This window comes from Bacillus sp. MSP13, assembly GCF_000815295.1.
In the GTDB taxonomy this organism is placed as follows: Bacteria; Bacillota; Bacilli; order Bacillales; family Bacillaceae; genus Bacillus; species Bacillus vallismortis.
The window spans coordinates 13,283-30,389 of sequence record NZ_JXAQ01000008.1 but is presented as its reverse complement, the minus strand read 5'-3'; the positions used below and the strand labels follow the sequence as shown (position 1 = coordinate 30,389).

Annotated in this window: 16 protein-coding genes and 1 other annotated feature; of the genes, 9 read left to right on the top strand and 7 right to left on the bottom strand. The window is 44.6% G+C overall.

Annotated elements, in window-relative coordinates:
* Window positions 1-62: 62 nt before the first annotated feature.
* The 3 genes from ccpA to motS all read left to right on the top strand — a co-directional run bounded on the left by ccpA (window position 63) and on the right by motS (window position 2,667).
* Entirely contained in the window at window positions 63-1,067 is a 1,005-nt protein-coding gene (gene ccpA, locus SC79_RS09090) for a catabolite control protein A (RefSeq protein WP_039074774.1), read from the top strand.
* 63 nt (window positions 1,068-1,130) lie between these two features.
* A complete protein-coding gene (gene motP / locus SC79_RS09085; RefSeq protein WP_039074773.1) occupies window positions 1,131-1,949 on the top strand; it encodes a flagellar motor protein MotP in 819 nt (272 codons plus the stop codon).
* A complete protein-coding gene (motS, locus tag SC79_RS09080) occupies window positions 1,939-2,667 on the top strand; it encodes a flagellar motor protein MotS (RefSeq protein WP_039074772.1) in 729 nt (242 codons plus the stop codon). The genes motP and motS overlap by 11 nt, the downstream gene beginning before the upstream one ends.
* Before the next feature lie 10 nt (window positions 2,668-2,677).
* Here the strand turns inward: motS and SC79_RS09075 are convergent, their stop codons facing one another.
* From SC79_RS09075 to acuA, 3 genes are read right to left on the bottom strand one after another with little or no spacing between them, the layout of a single operon-like run.
* A complete protein-coding gene (locus SC79_RS09075) occupies window positions 2,678-3,844 on the bottom strand; it encodes an acetoin utilization protein AcuC (protein WP_039074771.1) in 1,167 nt (388 codons plus the stop codon).
* On the bottom strand, window positions 3,841-4,485 hold the full coding sequence (locus tag SC79_RS09070; RefSeq protein ID WP_039074770.1) for an acetoin utilization AcuB family protein: 645 nt from the start codon (window positions 4,483-4,485) through the stop codon (window positions 3,841-3,843). The genes SC79_RS09075 and SC79_RS09070 overlap by 4 nt, the downstream gene beginning before the upstream one ends.
* 20 nt (window positions 4,486-4,505) lie before the next feature.
* Window positions 4,506-5,138: an acetoin utilization protein acetyltransferase AcuA gene (acuA, locus tag SC79_RS09065; RefSeq protein WP_039074769.1), complete on the bottom strand. Its 633-nt coding sequence runs from the start codon at window positions 5,136-5,138 to the stop codon at window positions 4,506-4,508.
* 159 nt (window positions 5,139-5,297) lie between these two features.
* Here acuA and acsA point away from each other — a divergent pair, with 159 nt between their 5' ends.
* The 3 genes from acsA to sr7p all read left to right on the top strand — a co-directional run bounded on the left by acsA (window position 5,298) and on the right by sr7p (window position 8,886).
* Window positions 5,298-7,016: an acetate--CoA ligase gene (acsA, locus tag SC79_RS09060; protein WP_039074768.1), complete on the top strand. Its 1,719-nt coding sequence runs from the start codon at window positions 5,298-5,300 to the stop codon at window positions 7,014-7,016.
* A gap of 54 nt (window positions 7,017-7,070) precedes the next feature.
* Window positions 7,071-7,308, top strand: a binding site (T-box leader).
* A 49-nt stretch (window positions 7,309-7,357) separates the two neighbouring features.
* On the top strand, window positions 7,358-8,626 hold the full coding sequence (tyrS, locus tag SC79_RS09055; protein WP_039074767.1) for a tyrosine--tRNA ligase: 1,269 nt from the start codon (window positions 7,358-7,360) through the stop codon (window positions 8,624-8,626).
* Window positions 8,627-8,757: 131 nt separating this feature from the next.
* Window positions 8,758-8,886 (top strand): small protein SR7P, encoded by a 129-nt coding sequence (gene sr7p, locus SC79_RS21520; protein WP_052245585.1) that lies wholly within the window; start codon window positions 8,758-8,760, stop codon window positions 8,884-8,886.
* Between the two features lie 21 nt (window positions 8,887-8,907).
* Here the strand turns inward: sr7p and rpsD are convergent, their stop codons facing one another.
* A complete protein-coding gene (rpsD, locus tag SC79_RS09050) occupies window positions 8,908-9,510 on the bottom strand; it encodes a 30S ribosomal protein S4 (RefSeq protein WP_039074766.1) in 603 nt (200 codons plus the stop codon).
* Window positions 9,511-9,804: 294 nt separating this feature from the next.
* Between rpsD and SC79_RS09045 the strand changes: the two genes are divergently transcribed.
* Window positions 9,805-11,547 carry a diguanylate cyclase domain-containing protein gene (locus SC79_RS09045; RefSeq protein WP_039074765.1) on the top strand — a complete coding sequence of 581 codons (1,743 nt, stop codon included), beginning with the start codon at window positions 9,805-9,807 and terminating at the stop codon, window positions 11,545-11,547.
* A 34-nt stretch (window positions 11,548-11,581) separates the two neighbouring features.
* Here SC79_RS09045 and SC79_RS09040 read toward each other — a convergent pair whose 3' ends face one another.
* Window positions 11,582-12,073, bottom strand: a complete 492-nt coding sequence (locus SC79_RS09040) for a GAF domain-containing protein (RefSeq protein ID WP_039074764.1) — start codon at window positions 12,071-12,073, stop codon at window positions 11,582-11,584.
* Between the two features lie 126 nt (window positions 12,074-12,199).
* On the opposite strand from SC79_RS09040, the gene refZ reads away from it, so the two are divergent.
* A complete protein-coding gene (refZ, locus tag SC79_RS09035; protein WP_010329652.1) occupies window positions 12,200-12,823 on the top strand; it encodes a transcriptional regulator RefZ in 624 nt (207 codons plus the stop codon).
* Here the strand turns inward: refZ and hisJ are convergent.
* A complete protein-coding gene (gene hisJ, locus SC79_RS09030) occupies window positions 12,816-13,625 on the bottom strand; it encodes a histidinol-phosphatase HisJ (RefSeq protein WP_039074763.1) in 810 nt (269 codons plus the stop codon). The genes refZ and hisJ overlap by 8 nt on opposite strands.
* 196 nt (window positions 13,626-13,821) lie before the next feature.
* Between hisJ and ezrA the strand changes: the two genes are divergently transcribed.
* Complete coding sequence (gene ezrA / locus SC79_RS09025; RefSeq protein ID WP_039074762.1) at window positions 13,822-15,525, top strand: septation ring formation regulator EzrA; 1,704 nt, start codon at window positions 13,822-13,824, stop codon at window positions 15,523-15,525.
* 99 nt (window positions 15,526-15,624) lie between these two features.
* On the opposite strand, the gene brnQ is transcribed toward ezrA, so the two are convergent.
* Entirely contained in the window at window positions 15,625-16,959 is a 1,335-nt protein-coding gene (brnQ, locus tag SC79_RS09020; RefSeq protein WP_039074761.1) for a branched-chain amino acid transport system II carrier protein, read from the bottom strand.
* Between the last annotated feature and the right edge of the window lie 148 nt (window positions 16,960-17,107).

Sequence of the window (17,107 nt, the reverse complement as noted above, 5' to 3'; positions counted from 1 at the left end):
TACATAAAGTGTTTATGCTATAGATAAGGATAAGTGTATCCAGTAAAAGGAGTGGTTTTAGGATGAGCAATATTACGATCTACGACGTAGCGAGAGAAGCGAATGTAAGCATGGCAACTGTTTCCCGTGTCGTGAACGGCAACCCGAATGTAAAACCGACAACGCGGAAAAAAGTCTTGGAAGCCATTGAGCGTCTCGGCTACCGTCCAAACGCGGTGGCAAGAGGGCTGGCAAGCAAAAAAACAACAACTGTGGGTGTCATCATTCCCGATATCTCAAGCATTTTCTATTCAGAGCTTGCGCGCGGAATTGAAGATATCGCGACAATGTATAAATACAACATTATTTTGAGCAACTCCGACCAAAACATGGAGAAAGAGCTGCACCTGTTAAACACTATGCTCGGCAAACAAGTGGACGGCATCGTGTTTATGGGCGGGAACATTACGGACGAGCATGTTGCGGAATTTAAGCGTTCACCAGTGCCGATCGTACTTGCCGCTTCTGTTGAAGAGCAGGAGGAAACACCGTCAGTCGCGATCGATTACGAACAGGCGATTTATGATGCAGTGAAGCTTTTGGTTGATAAAGGACATACAGACATCGCATTCGTTTCCGGACCAATGACAGAACCAATCAACCGCTCGAAAAAACTCCAGGGCTATAAACGTGCGCTTCAAGAATCGAACCTTCCGTTTCATGAACAATTTGTCGCTGAAGGGGATTACACATACGATTCCGGGCTTGAAGCGCTCCAGCATTTGATGAGTCTGGACAACAAACCGACAGCCATTCTTTCTGCAACTGATGAAATGGCACTCGGCATTATCCATGCGGCTCAGGATCAAGGCTTATCCATTCCTGATGATCTCGACATCATCGGCTTTGATAATACGAGACTAAGCCTCATGGTTCGCCCGCAGCTTTCAACAGTTGTTCAGCCAACATACGATATTGGCGCTGTTGCGATGAGACTGCTGACGAAGCTCATGAATAAAGAGCCGGTTGACGAGCATATTGTCGAACTGCCGCACCGCATAGAGCTAAGACAGTCAACCAAGTCATAAGAAAAACTAGAGAGCAAGCTTCACCTCTAAGGTGAATTCTTGCTTTTTTCATGGGGAGAAATGATGAAACGTTTTGATTATCTTACACCTGTTGGTTTTGTGTTAGGAACGATTATAATTGTAATCGGAATTATGTCGGGATCAGGAATAAGCGGTTTCCGCTCATTTCTTGATCTGACCTCTTTCTTCATCGTTACAGGAGGGCTCTGTGCCGCTGTCTTTATCAGCTTTCCGCCGAGAGAGCTGAGAAAAGCGCCCTCTGTGCTAAAGCAGGCATTTATCCGCCAGGAAGACAATGTGAAAGATCTCGTAAAAACCTTTGTTTCTCTTTCAGATCACGCCCGAAAACAGGGGCTTTTATCATTGGATGATCAGGCCCGGGAAATCAAGGATCCATTCCTGAAAAAAGGGCTGCTTTTAGCAATTGACGGCTGGGATGAAGAAACGATTCGGCTCGTCATGGATTCAGAGATCGCGGCAATGGAGGAACGGCATCGCAAAGGACGGCGTGTGTTTGAAAAAGCGGGGGAATTCGCTCCGGCATGGGGAATGATCGGAACACTCGTCGGGCTCGTGCTGATGCTTAAAAACTTAAATGACCCGCACATGCTTGGGCCGAATATGGCCGTTGCGCTTCTGACAACCTTATACGGTTCATTGCTGGCAAACATGGTGTTCAACCCGATTGCGGCCAAGCTCGAAGAAAAAACAGAAAGTGAAATCTTCATCAAGCAGGTCATGGTTGAAGGCATAGTCGGAATCCAATCAGGAAAAAACCCTCGCAACCTTGAAAGCCAGCTTGTCGTTTTCAGTTCCCGGGAAGAATGGCGGAAGCAGCCAAATCAAGCAAAAGCAAAAAAGGGATCTGTACATGAAGCTTAGAAGGGAACGTTTTGAAAAAAAGAATGGCAGCGGAAAAAAAAGACAACCTTCATCCAGCTGGATTGTCACTTTTTCGGACCTCATCACTTTGATCCTTGTGTTCTTTATTTTACTTTTTTCTATGTCCCAAATCGATCTGCAAAAATTTAAAGCGGCCGTCCAATCGATCCAAAAGGAAGGCGGCGGGATCCAGCCAGACCAAGCGTCCATAGTAAAAAAGGACACAGACCCAGCCGATGCAAAGAAACAAAAAGATCAGCAGGACCAGCTTCTTAAGAAAGTAAATGCATATATAAAAGACCACCATCTGAAGGCCCAAATGACAGCCAAACGGGATGAACGCGGTGTCGTGCTCGTTCTGCAGGAGTCTGTGCTGTTTGAATCAGGTGAGGCCAAGGTGCTGAAAAACGCTGAAGCACTTCTTCGCCAAATTGCCACTTTTCTGAAAACCATTCCAAATGACATTCAGGTAGAGGGGCATACAGACAGCCGAAATATTTCGACCTACCGTTATCCGTCGAACTGGGAACTCTCAGCAGCACGCGCGAGCGGAGTCATTCAATACTTCACATCAAAGGAGACACTTCCCTCAACGCGCTTTATCGCTGTTGGTTATGCGGATACAAAACCTGTAAAGGATAACAAGACAAACGAACACATGATGGAAAACCGGCGTGTGGAAATTGTCATCAAAAAAACAAAAACGACCTCTTCGTGAAGGTCGTTTTTTACTTCATTCTTTGCTGTTGCTCAGATCGTATTGCATATAAAGCTTTGCTGACGGTTTGGGCATTTTTTTCCGTGATTTCAGGCTTGCGGGGAATCGGAGGATATAAATCGGGCGGATCGCTCCAGCTGGACGGAAGGGTGACAGGGCATTGTTTTTGCCATTTCGCGATCCATTCAGTCGGAATCTCCTGCCCTGGCTCAATTCCCTTCATTTCAAGCCATATTCTGGCCCAGGCACGGGGGACGACTCGCCATATATCATATCCGCCGCCTCCGACTGCAATCCATTTTCCTCCGCAATATTGATGCGCTAACGTGTGAGCAAGCCGAGGAATTTCTTCATAGATGCTGATGGTTGCGGATAAATGCGTTAGCGGGTCATAGTAATGGGCATCGGCACCGTTTTGGCTGATAATCACATCTGGCTGAAAATATGCGGCCACTTCAGAAGCTGCTGTCCGATACGCTTCAAGAAAAGAATCATCCTCCGTAAAAGCGTCAAGCGGGATATTAAAGGAATAGCCATATCCTTTTCCGCTGCCTTTTTCCTGAATCTGGCCGGTTCCGGGGAATAAATACCTTCCTGTTTCATGGATGGACAGTGTGCATACGCCCGGGTTATCGTAAAACGTAAATTGCACACCGTCCCCGTGGTGGGCATCGGTATCAATATAAAGCACCTTGGCTTTGTATTTTTTCTGGATATATTGGATGGCCACAGCACTGTCGTTATAAATACAAAATCCTGAAGCTCTACCCCGAAAACCGTGATGAAGGCCTCCTCCAAGGTTGGCGGCATGCAGGGCTTGTCCTGACATCACCCAGTCTGCGGCCGTTAAGGTGCCGCCGACTAAGAGTGATGCCGCTTCGTGCATGCCCGCAAAGACAGGTGTATCTTCTGTGCCGAGCCCATAGCTTTCTCCTTCTTCTGCGGGAAGCTTGCCGGCGCCCGCAAGCTTGACCGCCTGAATGTAATCGTCTGTGTGGACAAGGGCAAGCTCTTCTTCTGACGCGAGTCTGGGACTGATAATGTCACCATCGTCAAAGGCATTGATCCTCTTAAGCAAATCGTATGTTAACAGAACCCGCTGCTGGTTAAATGGATGTTCTTGATGAAACATATAGGTTTGATACGAAGGAGAATAGATAAATACACTGTCTCTCATAGCAAATCCCTTTGCTCTGACGGCCATATGACGTGGTGCCGATTTCTTTGTAATGCCTGCAAAAACGGCAGCGGATTCATCATTTTTACACGAAAGACAAGCACTTTTACACCGGGATCATCATGCGGATAGACAAGCACGCTTAATATTTTCACTTGCAGGTCTTGGCAAAGGCTGCTGATCTCCGTGAGGCTTTTGGTGATGTCGTTTACTTTTATTTCGATTTGCGATCCCGGCTGGTCAGCGCCTGTCAATTTGACAAACGTCCGCAGCAAATCGGCCTTTGTCAAAATGCCTACTAATTTTTGATGCTGCACCACTGGGAGACAGCCGATGCCATGCTCGTAGAACACAGCAGATATTTCTTCGACAAAATCTAACGGGTGGGCGCAAACGACATCTGTTTTCATAATTGAATCTACGCTTCGTGTGAGAAATCGGCTTCGTTTGCTTTCTTCAAATATACTCGGGCTGGCCTGTTTCAAGTCTCTGTCTGTCATCATGCCGATCACATGGCGGTCGGCATCTATAACAGGCAGGTGCCTGATATGGAATTCCTTCAGTTTGCATATTGCGGTTTCGAGTGTATCGGTCTTCGTTAACGTAATGACATCCCTTTTCATGATCTGCTCAACAATCATTATTTTTTCCCCTTTGTCAGTTAATACATAAAGCGATGATAAAAACGGAGCCTATCGAATTGTTCAATTGATTCTTGGCTGACGTTTTTTCCGATGCGTGCCATCAGGCAGTTTGCGGGGTGGGAGCTGATCTCCGGCTCATCCGTGGCAAACCAGACCAATCCTCCCGCGTTCATCATCTTCTCCATGAGCTTTCTGTATTCCCACACATCTTTTTTCATCCCTTTTAAATCCCAATGCCAGTAATATTCCGTCGTCATTACGATATAGTTCTCCATTTGTTCATCCATCATGCTGACAGTCAGAAGCGTCTTTCCGACAGAACATCCCCGATAGGCCGGCGCCACCTCAATGGCCCCAAGCTCTAGCAAATCCTCCATATTTCCTTCAGACCATCTTTCGAGCGGATCGGGATATACATACGTCACATAGCCGATAATGGTTTGGCCGTCTCTGGCGATAATAATGCGTCCTTCGGGTAGGCCCGCAATGTCAACTAACGCTTCATGCTGCTCGCGGGGCGGGCGAAATGCGGTTAAATCGTTATGAAACTCGTAACCTGCCAGATCTTCTGGAGAGACAGGCCCTTCTATCAGTAAGGAGCCGGTTGCTGTTTTGATGTTTGCTGAATGGTATGTTTTATGATGTTCCACTGATCCACCGTCCCATCAATTCTTATCAAAATATGTGCCTTCTTTAAGAATAACAAATTATAAAGCGTTTTCAATATGGTTTATATTTTAAAAATTGAGAACAATATGAATATATACTATAATAAATGTGACAACTTCAGCAAAGGGGGATGTTTGGGCATGAATTTGAAAGCGTTACCAGCAACAGAGGGGGATCATCATTTAAAAAATTATGAAGAAACGTACCGGCATTTTGATTGGGCCGAGGCAGAGAAACATTTCTCCTGGCATGAGACAGGGAAACTGAATGCGGCGTATGAAGCGATTGACCGCCATGCCGAATCGTTTCGAAAAAACAAAGTAGCGCTTTATTATAAAGACGCAAATCGGGATGAAAAATACACATTTAAGGAAATGAAGGAGGAATCAAACAGAGCCGGGAATGTGCTGAAACGGTATGGAAATGTGGAAAAAGGGGACCGCGTTTTTATTTTTATGCCGAGATCACCCGAGCTTTATTTTATTATGCTTGGCGCTATCAAGATTGGCGCCATCGCAGGGCCGCTCTTTGAAGCATTTATGGAGGGGGCGGTGAAGGACCGGCTTGAAAACAGCGAGGCGAAGGTGGTTGTCACGACGCCTGAGCTGCTGGAAAGAATACCGGCTGACAAACTGCCTCACTTACAGCATATATTCGTAGTCGGCGGAAAGGGTGAAAGCGGCGCAAACGTCATCAATTACGATGAAGCGGCAAAACAGGAGAGCCCAAGACTTGATATCGAATGGATGGACAAAAAAGACGGCTACCTGCTTCACTATACATCGGGTTCTACCGGAACGCCAAAGGGTGTGCTGCATGTCCATGAAGCGATGATTCAGCAATATCAGACAGGGAAGTGGGTTCTTGATTTAAAGGAAGAAGACATTTACTGGTGCACAGCTGATCCGGGCTGGGTGACGGGGACGGTATACGGCATTTTCGCGCCATGGCTGAACGGCGCGACAAATGTCATCGTCGGCGGACGTTTCAGCCCGGAAAGCTGGTACGGAACGATTGAGCAGCTTGGCGTCAACGTTTGGTACAGCGCGCCGACCGCTTTTCGAATGCTGATGGGAGCGGGAGATGAGATGGCTGCGAAATATGATTTAACCTCACTTCGGCACGTGCTCAGTGTCGGTGAGCCGTTAAATCCGGAAGTGATCAGATGGGGGCATAAAGTCTTTAACAAACGAATTCATGATACGTGGTGGATGACAGAAACGGGCAGCCAGCTCATCTGCAACTATCCTTGCATGGATATCAAACCGGGTTCAATGGGTAAGCCGATTCCCGGTGTAGAGGCGGCGATCGTTGACAATCAGGGCAATGAGCTTCCACCGTACCGAATGGGCAATCTCGCCATTAAAAAGGGCTGGCCTTCCATGATGCATACCATTTGGAATAACCCTGAAAAGTATGAATCGTATTTCATGCCTGGCGGCTGGTATGTGTCTGGGGATTCTGCTTACATGGATGATGAGGGATATTTCTGGTTCCAAGGAAGAGTTGATGACGTCATTATGACCTCCGGTGAACGCGTCGGCCCATTTGAAGTGGAAAGCAAGCTTGTCGAACATCAGGCCATTGCAGAAGCAGGCGTAATCGGGAAGCCTGATCCGGTGCGGGGAGAAATCATTAAAGCCTTTATCGCACTCAGAGAAGGCTATGAGCCGTCCGATAAACTGAAAGAAGAGATCCGCCAATTTGTAAAGCAGGGCCTTGCTGCCCATGCGGCTCCGCGTGAAATTGAATTTAAAGATAAGCTGCCGAAAACCCGAAGCGGAAAGATCATGAGACGAGTGCTGAAGGCATGGGAGCTTAACCTTCCGGCCGGAGATCTGTCAACGATGGAGGATTAAAAGGCGGCGTTGACACGGGATTTTATTTATGTTAAAAATGATATAGCTTCATATGAAAAGGTAAAGATTGAGACAAGTAGAATATCCTCACGTTGCAGAGAGCTGATGGCCGGTGAAAATCAGCACAGACGGATATATCGAATACACTCATGAACCGCTTTTGCAAACAAAGCCGTCCTGGCTTTCAGTAGTGAAAGAACGGACCTGATCCGTTATCAGGCAAAGTGATAAGACGAATGTTTGGCGTTCTCTTATTAGTAGGGTGGTACCGCGATAATCAATCGTCCCTTCGTGTAAACGAAGGGGCGTTTTTTATTTTATTAAAAAAGGAGCTTTAATCTATGACAAACTTACTTGAAGACTTATCCTTCCGTGGATTGATTCAGCAAATGACGGATGAAGAAGGATTAAATAAACAGCTGAATGAAGAAAAAATCCGCCTGTACTCAGGCTTTGATCCGACAGCGGACAGCTTGCACATCGGACACTTGCTGCCTATATTAACTCTGCGCCGTTTTCAGCTTGCGGGTCATCATCCGATTGCGCTTGTGGGCGGAGCGACGGGTCTCATCGGCGATCCGAGCGGAAAAAAAGCGGAGCGCACACTAAACACTGCTGACATCGTATCCGAATGGTCACAAAGCATCAAAAACCAGCTGTCCAGATTTCTAGATTTTGACGCAACAGAAAACCCTGCTGTCATTGCGAACAACTTTGACTGGATCGGCAAAATGAATGTGGTCGACTTCCTTCGTGACGTCGGCAAAAACTTCGGCATCAATTACATGCTGGCAAAAGACACGGTCAGCTCAAGAATTGAATCCGGCATCTCATACACGGAATTCAGCTACATGATTCTTCAATCGTATGATTTCTTAAATCTGTACAGAGAGAAAAACTGTAAGCTGCAAATCGGCGGAAGCGATCAGTGGGGCAATATCACAGCGGGCCTTGAACTAATCAGAAAATCAGAGGAAGAAGGGGCAAAAGCGTTTGGCCTTACCATTCCGCTTGTCACAAAAGCAGACGGCACGAAGTTTGGGAAAACGGAAGGCGGCGCGATCTGGCTTGATAAGGAAAAAACATCGCCGTATGAATTCTATCAATTCTGGATCAACACAGATGACCGTGACGTTGTCAAATACTTAAAATACTTCACGTTCCTATCAAAAGAGGAAATTGAAGCATACGCTGAGAAAACAGAAACGGCGCCTGAAAAGCGTGAAGCGCAAAAACGTCTCGCGGAAGAAGTGACAGCGCTCGTTCACGGACGTGAGGCGCTGGAGCAAGCCATCAACATCTCCCAAGCATTATTCAGCGGAAATATTAAAGAGCTTTCTGCCCAAGATGTAAAAGTCGGCTTTAAGGATGTCCCTTCCATGGAAGCTGACAGCAGCCAAGAGCTTTCACTTGTAGATGTATTGGTGCAATCTGCATTATCTCCTTCTAAACGCCAAGCCCGTGAAGACATTCAAAACGGGGCTGTTTACATTAACGGCGAACGCCAGACGGAAATCAATTATCTCTTATCGGCTGATGACCGTATCGAAGATCAATTTACGGTTCTGCGCCGCGGGAAGAAAAAATATTTCCTTGTGACATATAAATAAAGAAAAAAAGATCCTTTGCCAATATGGGCAGAGGATCTTTTTTTGGTTTATCGCATAGGAATGAAAGGAAAAGAGTATATTAGATAGGGCAAACACGACCAATCACCACCTTTTAGAAAGGAGCGCTGACCATGAATCTCATGTGCACCATTGCAAAAGAGAGGCTTCAGCGGGATTATTGGGAGCAACAGACGCGAGATAGTGTTGGCGAACCAGAGGCAATAGACGATACAGACGATAAAAAAACCCCGACCGCATAGCGGCAGGGGTTTTTAAAACGATTAACGAGAGTAGAACTCAACGATAAGCGCTTCGTTAATTTCCGGAGCAAGTTCAGAACGCTCAGGAAGACGAGTGAATGTACCTTCAAGCTTTTCTGCATCGAAAGTAAGGTATTCAGGAACGAAGTTGTTCACTTCAACAGATTCTTTGATGATAGAAAGGTTTCTTGATTTTTCACGAACACCGATTGTTTGACCAGCTTTAACTTGGTAAGACGGAATGTCAACGCGGCTTCCATCAACAAGAATGTGACCGTGGTTAACCAATTGGCGAGCTTGACGGCGAGTACGTGCTAAACCTAGCTTGTACACAACGTTATCAAGACGAGCATCTAAAAGAATCATGAAGTTTTCGCCGTGTTTACCAGCTAATTTGCCAGCTTTGTCAAATAAAGTGCGGAATTGGCGTTCGTTTACACCGTACATGTGACGAAGCTTTTGCTTTTCTTGCAATTGCAAACCGTATTCTGATAATTTTTTGCGTTGTCCTGGACCGTGTGGGCCTGGAGCGTAAGGGCGTTTTTCTAATTCTTTTCCTGTACCGCTAAGAGAGATTCCTAGACGGCGGGACAGTTTCCAAGATGGACCTGTATAGCGAGCCATAATGTGACTCCTCCTTTGGTTTTATTTTTGTGAAAAATAAAAACCGTCTGCTCTATTCGACCATGTACATTTTGTTTTCATGTATCCTCGCTCCAGCAGCAGAGAGTTACACGATACACCTTATGGATAAGGAACAAAATGAAAACATAGAAGCTGAACAAAAAGGCTGCAATATTTCACACAAAGGTCATTATATAATTGATTTGATTTGAAGTCAACTATTTCTCCATTATTGCTTCGCCGTTTATGATATAATAAACAAAAATGAGTAGTAAACTTTTAGGTGATAAAAACATGGTAGAACAAACAAAAGAACAATTATCCGCCTTTCATTATCATATGCTGGACTTTTTATTAACAAAATCCGAAAAAGTCACTTATACAGACTCTTTCATATGGCTGACATCGGCTATTCAAACCTATTTTTCGTCTCTATGTGTTTCGCTTACGCCGGCGCCATCCAGCGGCTCTGTTTCAACACAGGCCGATGATGAAGTGCGGTTTTCCGCTTCGAAGATCAACGCCTCATTTTATCTGATTGAGGACAACGATGACAGGCGCTATCATTTGACATGCAGGCAGGATGCAGAGATGCCTGAAGGGCTTCCCGACGTGGTTTCATCATTTTTACACCAGTCAATGAAACAGGAAAGGCTTTATATCAAAACGATCTATCAAAAAAAGATATACAAAATGACAGAGCTGTTTCATTCACTTCTTGACCAGACAGAAGTGCTGAAGCAGCTTTTAGAAAGCTTAACGCGCACGTTTTCTCTTTTTGAGTTTTCTCTTTATATATCGCACGATCAAGATCAATGTTTAGGTGTTCCTGCAAAAGAATTGTATATGGAAGGGGAAAAATCCGATTCCTTTGCACTCAAAGTGTATTTATCCGGGGATATTTTGCGTAAAAATGAATATTCCGCTTACATTCCGATCAAAGGACAGCAGGGTACGTACGGGGTGTTGAGGGCTGAAGGCGCGTGCGGCACTTTTCTTAATGACGCCTATCTTGATGAAATGTCGCTGATCGCAAATGCGGCGGGAAAAGCGTTTGAAAACGCCCAGCTCTATGAGCAATCCAAAGCAAGCATCGCAAATTTGGAATTGATTAATGAAACGTCACGGCGCCTGAATCAGCGGCTGACACTGACCGATACGATGAATGATCTGGCTGTGAGAATGGCAGAATCGTTTCAGGCGGAGGAAGTGGGTTTCTTTCATATAGACCATTTTGAAAACCTGACATTGCTGCCCGGCAGCACAGCGTTTTTTAAAGAAGCCAAGCCATCTGATTTTTATCATGAAGTGAAAGAAAAACTGTATGAAGGGGAAAATGGGGTTTTCATCGGAAATGGCCAGTCTGTTTTCGGAAAGTCCGGCTATGGTTCACTGATGGCTGTTCCGATGATTGAGAATGACAGGCTTTTAGGCTTTGCGGTTTTATTGAAAGAGGAACTGTACGCTTTTACATTTGAAATGTACAAGCTGTTTCAAGCGTTGATTCGTCACGCAACATTGGCTGTAACCAATTCCATGCTTCGCGACCGTCTTGAGCATCTTGTCAAAACAGATCAGCTGACTGAACTGTATTCAAGGGTGTATTTAGATGAAAAGATTCAATACAGCATGAAAATCCACCAAAAGGGTGTTTTTATCCTTGTTGATATTGATAATTTCAAGAATGTAAATGATACGTATGGTCATCAGACGGGAGACGAGATTTTAATTCAAGTTGCTTCGGTGATGAAAAACAACATCCGAAAGCATGATGTCGGCGCCCGCTGGGGAGGCGAGGAGCTGGCGATTTACTTGCCAAATGTGACCGTTGCGACGGGAAAACGGATTACGGAGAGGCTGGTTTATGCGGTCAGAAAAAACACGAAACCCGAGGTGACCATTTCATGCGGGATTTCCTGCTGGACGGCAGAATCGAGAAAGTCCCTGAAAGAGCTTGTGCATGAGGCTGATGAAGCGCTCTACAGCGCGAAACGAAACGGGAAAAACCGCTTGATGATACACGAATCAATCAAATAATAAAAAGCAACAATAGCAGTTTGGCTTTTTTATATTATTGCGCTAACGCTTTTTCAAGCGTTTCGGCAAACTGTGATAAATACGTTTCATCAATTTCGTCGAAACGGTTTTTTACTGGGCTGTCGATGTCCAAGACGCCGACAACTTTTCCGCCTACATGAATGGGAAGCACGATTTCTGATTGAGACGCCGCATCGCATGCGATATGTCCCGGAAACGCGTTTACATCCTCGACACGCTCCACTTTTCCGTTTGTATATGCTGTGCCGCAAACGCCTCTGCCGAAAGGAATCCGAACACATGCCGGCAGACCTTGGAACGGTCCTAATACAAGCTGTCCATCCTCTTCTTTGGCAAAATAGAAGCCTGCCCAGTTGACTTCAGGCAGCGAATGATAAAGAAGCGCTGAGGCATTTGCATAGTTTGCAATTGGATCTGTTTCGTCTTCGGTCATGGCTTCGAGCTGTTTGAGCAGAAGCTGATAGTCTTTTTCTTTATCTCCAGATTGTTTTTCGACATGAAACATGGAAAACCCTCACTTTTTCTATAATATAAAACAAAGTTCCGGCTTTTCTGCCGGCATTTGTCGATAAGTTCTTACAGGAACAGCGCCCTTCTGCTTGAATTGTATCAAGAGGAAGGAGTGAGCCGAATGAAAGTAAGCACCAAAGACAAAATTATTGAATCTGCTGTCAAGCTCTTTAACCAAAAAGGATTTTCTGGCACGTCTGTACGTGAAATCGCTAAGTCAGCTGATGTAAATGTTGCGCACATCTCCTACTATTTTAAAGGCAAAGGAGGTTTGATGGAACACCTAGTTTCAGAATTTTACGAAGGCTACAGCCAAACGCTTGAAACAGCGGCGGGAAATATCTCTTCTCAAAGCACGCAAGAACAGCTTCTTCAATTGGTTTTCGATATTTTATCCTATCAGCATACTCATCGTCAATTAACTCGTTTTGTCTACCGGGAAGTCACAATTGATTCCACGTTAATCAGGGAAATTATGTCGACATATTTAATGAAGGAAAAGTATATCTTCCAGCTGATCATTGAGGAAGGAGAAAAACAGAGTGAACATTTAACCCTGCCGCTGCCTCATTTTATTCTCCAATTAAAATCTCTCTTGATGATGCCTTATCTCCAGCCTCAATATATTTCAGAAGTGCTCTACATGCAGCCGCACGAGCCGTACTTTTATAAAATGTATTTTGAAGAAATCAAGATTTGGATCAGAAGCGTCTTCCGGACAGGAGACGTGGCGCTTATCAATTAGCCTGCTTCACAAACGTCTCATAAGCGTATCCGACATCTCCCGCTTGATGGGCATCAGACCCGAACACAAGCGGGATCTTCTTTTGCTTCGCTTCATTTATCATCCAATCCTCGATATAAATGCCGCCTGCATACGTTTTTCGTAAGCCGGAAGTATTGAAGTCGAGCGCCATTCCGTTTTCACCAATGGCATTCAGGCACTGAGAAACGAGTCCGCGAATCTGTTTAGACATGCTGTATGGAAACAGCTTGATGAATTTTTGGACGAGTGTGATGTGACCGACTCTTTTTGGCTTATAACTGCCGAGAGATGCTACAATGGAAGAATAGATGCTGCGGTAATACTTCTCGTATACAGCTTCAATGCTTCCGCAGGCTGAAATCAGCTCTTTAAAGGTATGTTCATCATAATCAAGGCACAGATAGGAAGAACCTGCCCGCAAAAAATGAACGGATAAAATGCTGTCGTCTAAATATGGACCGTATGTGTCCAGTAATAATGTGATTTCATCTTCAAATGCGGCAATATAATCGACCTCAAGCCCCGTCTGTATATGAATCTGTCCGCGATATTCTTTTTTTAATAAAGAAATGTCATCGATATAGCGTTCCAAAGAATCGTGCGCCATCGCGCTGTCTTTCAGCGGCGTCGGATCAGCAAAAGAGGGCGGCAATGGGGCGTGTTCTGTAAAAGTAATCGATTGAAAGCCTTTTTTTAAGGCTTCTTCTGCATATTGTCTGAGTGTGTCGTTTGAGCCGTGAGGGCAAAATGGTGTGTGAATATGCCCGTCTCGCTTTTGCATTGGCGTCACCCCGTGAAAAAATAGTCAAATCCTGCCGATTTTGCATAAAAAGTTTTTGATTTCTGGTCAAAAAATGTTGGTTACATGGTATCATAATAACAATGAAAACGACAGTTTTTCTCAATACATATCCTGAAATCTTTCTGAATAAATAAAACACCCTGACAGATTAAGGTTAACAGCAAGGGGGCTCATTATGGAGTTTGTCATTGGATTATTAATTGTACTGCTTGCCCTGTTTGCGGCGGGCTACTTTTTCAGGAAAAAAATCTACGCCGAAATCGACCGGCTGGAATCGTGGAAGATTGAAATTCTAAACCGGTCGATTGTGGAAGAAATGTCCAAAATTAAACATTTAAAAATGACGGGTCAGACAGAAGAGTTCTTTGAAAAGTGGCGTGAAGAATGGGATGAGATTGTCACAGCCCACATGCCGAAAGTGGAAGAGCTCCTTTATGATGCCGAGGAAAATGCAGACAAATACCGGTTTAAAAAGGCCAATCAAGTGCTCGTTCATATCGACGACTTGCTGACGGCGGCGGAATCGAATATTGAAAAGATTCTGCGGGAAATCAGCGACCTTGTCACAAGTGAGGAAAAGAGCCGCGAAGAGATTGAGCAGGTGAGAGAGCGTTATTCAAAATCGCGGAAAAACCTGCTGGCATACAGCCATCTTTACGGTGAGCTTTATGACAGCCTTGAAAAGGATCTTGACGAGATTTGGAGCGGAATCAAACAATATGAAGAAGAAACAGAAGGCGGAAACTATATTACCGCACGAAAAGTTCTGCTTGAGCAGGACCGCAATCTTGAACGGCTTCAGTCATATATAGATGACGTGCCTAAGCTGCTGGCTGACTGCAAGCAGACGGTGCCCGGCCAGATTGCAAAGCTCAAGGACGGTTATCGTGAAATGAAGGAAAAAGGCTATAAGCTTGAGCATATCCAGCTTGATAAGGAGTTAGAAAGTCTGTCAAATCAGTTGAAACGGGCGGAACATGTCTTGTTGACTGAGCTGGATATTGATGAAGCGTCCGCAATTCTGCAGCTCATTGATGAAAATATTCAATCTGTTTATCAGCAGCTGGAGGGTGAAGTCGAAGCCGGCCAATCTGTGCTAGGCAAAATGCCTGAATTGATCATTGCTTATGACAAGCTGAAAGAAGAGGAAGGGCATACAAAGGCGGAAACTGAGCTGGTGAAGGAAAGCTACAGACTGACAGCTGGCGAGCTCGACAAACAGCAGGCTTTTGAAAAACGCCTTGAGGAAATTGGCAAGCTGATCTCATCCGTTAAAGATAAGCTCGATGCAGAGCATGTCGCCTACTCGCTTTTAGTAGAAGAAGTTGCTTCAATAGAGAAGCAGATTGAAGAAGTGAAAAAAGAGCATGCTGAATACCGTGAAAAACTGCAAGCGCTGAGAAAAGAGGAGCTTCAGGCGAGAGAGACGCTCAGCAATTTGAAGAAAACAATTTCTGAAACGGCAAGATTGCTGAAGACAAGCAATATTCCAGGCATTCCGAGTCATCTTCAAGAGATGCTGGAAAACGCGTATCATCACATTCAAGAAACAGTCAACCAACTGAACGAACTTCCACTAAATATGGAAGAAGCCGGAGCCCATTTGAAACAAGCGGAAGATATCGTCAACAGGGCAAGCCGGGAATCGGAGGAACTTGTCGAGCAGGTAATCCTCATTGAAAAGATCATTCAGTTCGGAAACCGGTTCAGAAGCCAGAATCATATTTTATCTGAACAGCTGAAAGAAGCGGAAAGACGTTTTTATGAATTTGATTACAATGAAGCGTATGAAATTGCAGCAGCCGCAGTTGAAAAAGCTTCTCCCGGTGCTGTTCAAAAAATAGAATCACAAAAGAAAAAAGAGCACCAATATCAATAAAGTGTATATCAAAGGCCGAAGCAGAAGTGCTCGGCCTTTGATATGTATCCAATATAAAAAAGCCTTTTTGGATGTACATCCAAAAAGGCTTTTCGTTTACTAGTTGTTATCAGCTGGTTTTTTATTTGAACCAATAAGTGTAATCAGATAACCGGCAATGCCTCCAATGATAGCAGGGAGGACCCAGCCGAATCCTAGACTGTAAAGCGGCAGCGATTGACCGAGAACTTTATTTAAAGAACCGAGCGGAATGCTCGCGGCATTCAGGCCGTCGATAATACTAAAAATACCAGTGGCGATCAAGCAAAGAATATATACTTCACGTCTGCCATTAAATGATTTTTCAATAAACGAAAGCAAAATGATAACAATTGCTAATGGATAAATAGCTGATAAAATAGGAACTGAGAATAAAATGATATTCGACAGCCCAAAGTTAGAAATAATAAAACTGAACACAGTGACAATCGTTACAACAGCTTTATAAGATAAAGAAGGAATCAGCTTTGAGAAATAATTTCCGCATGAAGAGACAAGGCCGATACTTGTTGTCAAACACGCGAATAGGATTGCGACACCTAAAATGATATTTCCCAAAGACCCGAACAGATGCTGTGATGATGCTGATAAAATTTTGCTGCCCGCACCAAGCAGTCCGATAGATTCTGTGCTTGTTGCTCCTAAATAGGCGAGTGAAACGTAAACAAGACCGAGTCCTGCTGCTGCAACAAGTCCCGCTTTAATACATACGGAAGCTACTGATTTGCGATTGGTGATGCCTCTGTCCTTAACGGCATTGACAACGACAATTCCGAACACAATAGAAGCAAGTGCATCCATTGTTTTATAGCCTTCTAAAAATCCTTTAAACACTGATCCAGAAGTATACGCCTCATGAGGCGACTGAATGTCTCCCATTGGTGTCACGATGCTCTTAATGACTAAAATGGCAATAACAGCAAGCAAAATAGGCGTTAACACTTTACCAATCCGGTCAACAAGCTTTGTAGGATTTAAAGCCAGGTAGTACGTAATAGCAAAGAAAGCGAGCGTAAACAGCAGAAGTGTGAGCCATGCCGGCATGCCGTCTACAAAAGGTACAGCCGCAATTTCATAAGAGACAGTGCCTGTTCGCGGAATCGCAAACAGCGGTCCGATTGTTAAATAAAGAACGACTGTAAAAATAGTTCCAAAGACGGGGTGTGCTTTATCAGCAAGGCCTTTGGCATCCGTACCTGTTAATGCTACAGCCACTACGCCTAAAAGCGGCAAGCCGACACCTGTCACGAGAAACCCTGTCATCGCTTTCCAAACATGTTCACCGGCCGCTTGTCCAAGTTCCGGCGGAAATATCATATTTCCTGCGCCAAAGAACAAAGCGAAAAGCATAAGCCCGATGGCGATCGTTTCCTTGGCTGAGAGTGATGATTTCATAACGTATAAATCCTCCTAATTTCCCTATGGTAGAATATTCTGTCAATTAATTATCAGATAATATGACGAAAGTAACAAATCTAATTATAGGTGAATGTATGAAGAAGTCAATAGTAATTTTATTTACTTTTTCAGCACTAATTTGTTA

What these genes read in the sequence shown, in the direction of transcription:
- motS (WP_039074772.1), top strand. Translation starts at nt 1,939, where the DNA reads ATGAAGCTTAGAAGGGAACGTTTTGAAAAAAAGAATGGCAGCGGAAAA.
- SC79_RS09075 (WP_039074771.1), bottom strand. Translation starts at nt 3,844, where the DNA reads ATGAGAGACAGTGTATTTATCTATTCTCCTTCGTATCAAACCTATATG.
- hisJ (WP_039074763.1), bottom strand. Translation starts at nt 13,625, where the DNA reads ATGCAAAAGCGAGACGGGCATATTCACACACCATTTTGCCCTCACGGC.
- SC79_RS09045 (WP_039074765.1), top strand. Translation starts at nt 9,805, where the DNA reads ATGGTAGAACAAACAAAAGAACAATTATCCGCCTTTCATTATCATATG.
- tyrS (WP_039074767.1), top strand. Translation starts at nt 7,358, where the DNA reads ATGACAAACTTACTTGAAGACTTATCCTTCCGTGGATTGATTCAGCAA.
- ezrA (WP_039074762.1), top strand. Translation starts at nt 13,822, where the DNA reads ATGGAGTTTGTCATTGGATTATTAATTGTACTGCTTGCCCTGTTTGCG.
- refZ (WP_010329652.1), top strand. Translation starts at nt 12,200, where the DNA reads ATGAAAGTAAGCACCAAAGACAAAATTATTGAATCTGCTGTCAAGCTC.
- sr7p (WP_052245585.1), top strand. Translation starts at nt 8,758, where the DNA reads ATGAATCTCATGTGCACCATTGCAAAAGAGAGGCTTCAGCGGGATTAT.
- SC79_RS09040 (WP_039074764.1), bottom strand. Translation starts at nt 12,073, where the DNA reads ATGTTTCATGTCGAAAAACAATCTGGAGATAAAGAAAAAGACTATCAG.
- rpsD (WP_039074766.1), bottom strand. Translation starts at nt 9,510, where the DNA reads ATGGCTCGCTATACAGGTCCATCTTGGAAACTGTCCCGCCGTCTAGGA.
- motP (WP_039074773.1), top strand. Translation starts at nt 1,131, where the DNA reads ATGAAACGTTTTGATTATCTTACACCTGTTGGTTTTGTGTTAGGAACG.
- brnQ (WP_039074761.1), bottom strand. Translation starts at nt 16,959, where the DNA reads ATGAAATCATCACTCTCAGCCAAGGAAACGATCGCCATCGGGCTTATG.
- acsA (WP_039074768.1), top strand. Translation starts at nt 5,298, where the DNA reads ATGAATTTGAAAGCGTTACCAGCAACAGAGGGGGATCATCATTTAAAA.
- SC79_RS09070 (WP_039074770.1), bottom strand. Translation starts at nt 4,485, where the DNA reads ATGATTGTTGAGCAGATCATGAAAAGGGATGTCATTACGTTAACGAAG.
- ccpA (WP_039074774.1), top strand. Translation starts at nt 63, where the DNA reads ATGAGCAATATTACGATCTACGACGTAGCGAGAGAAGCGAATGTAAGC.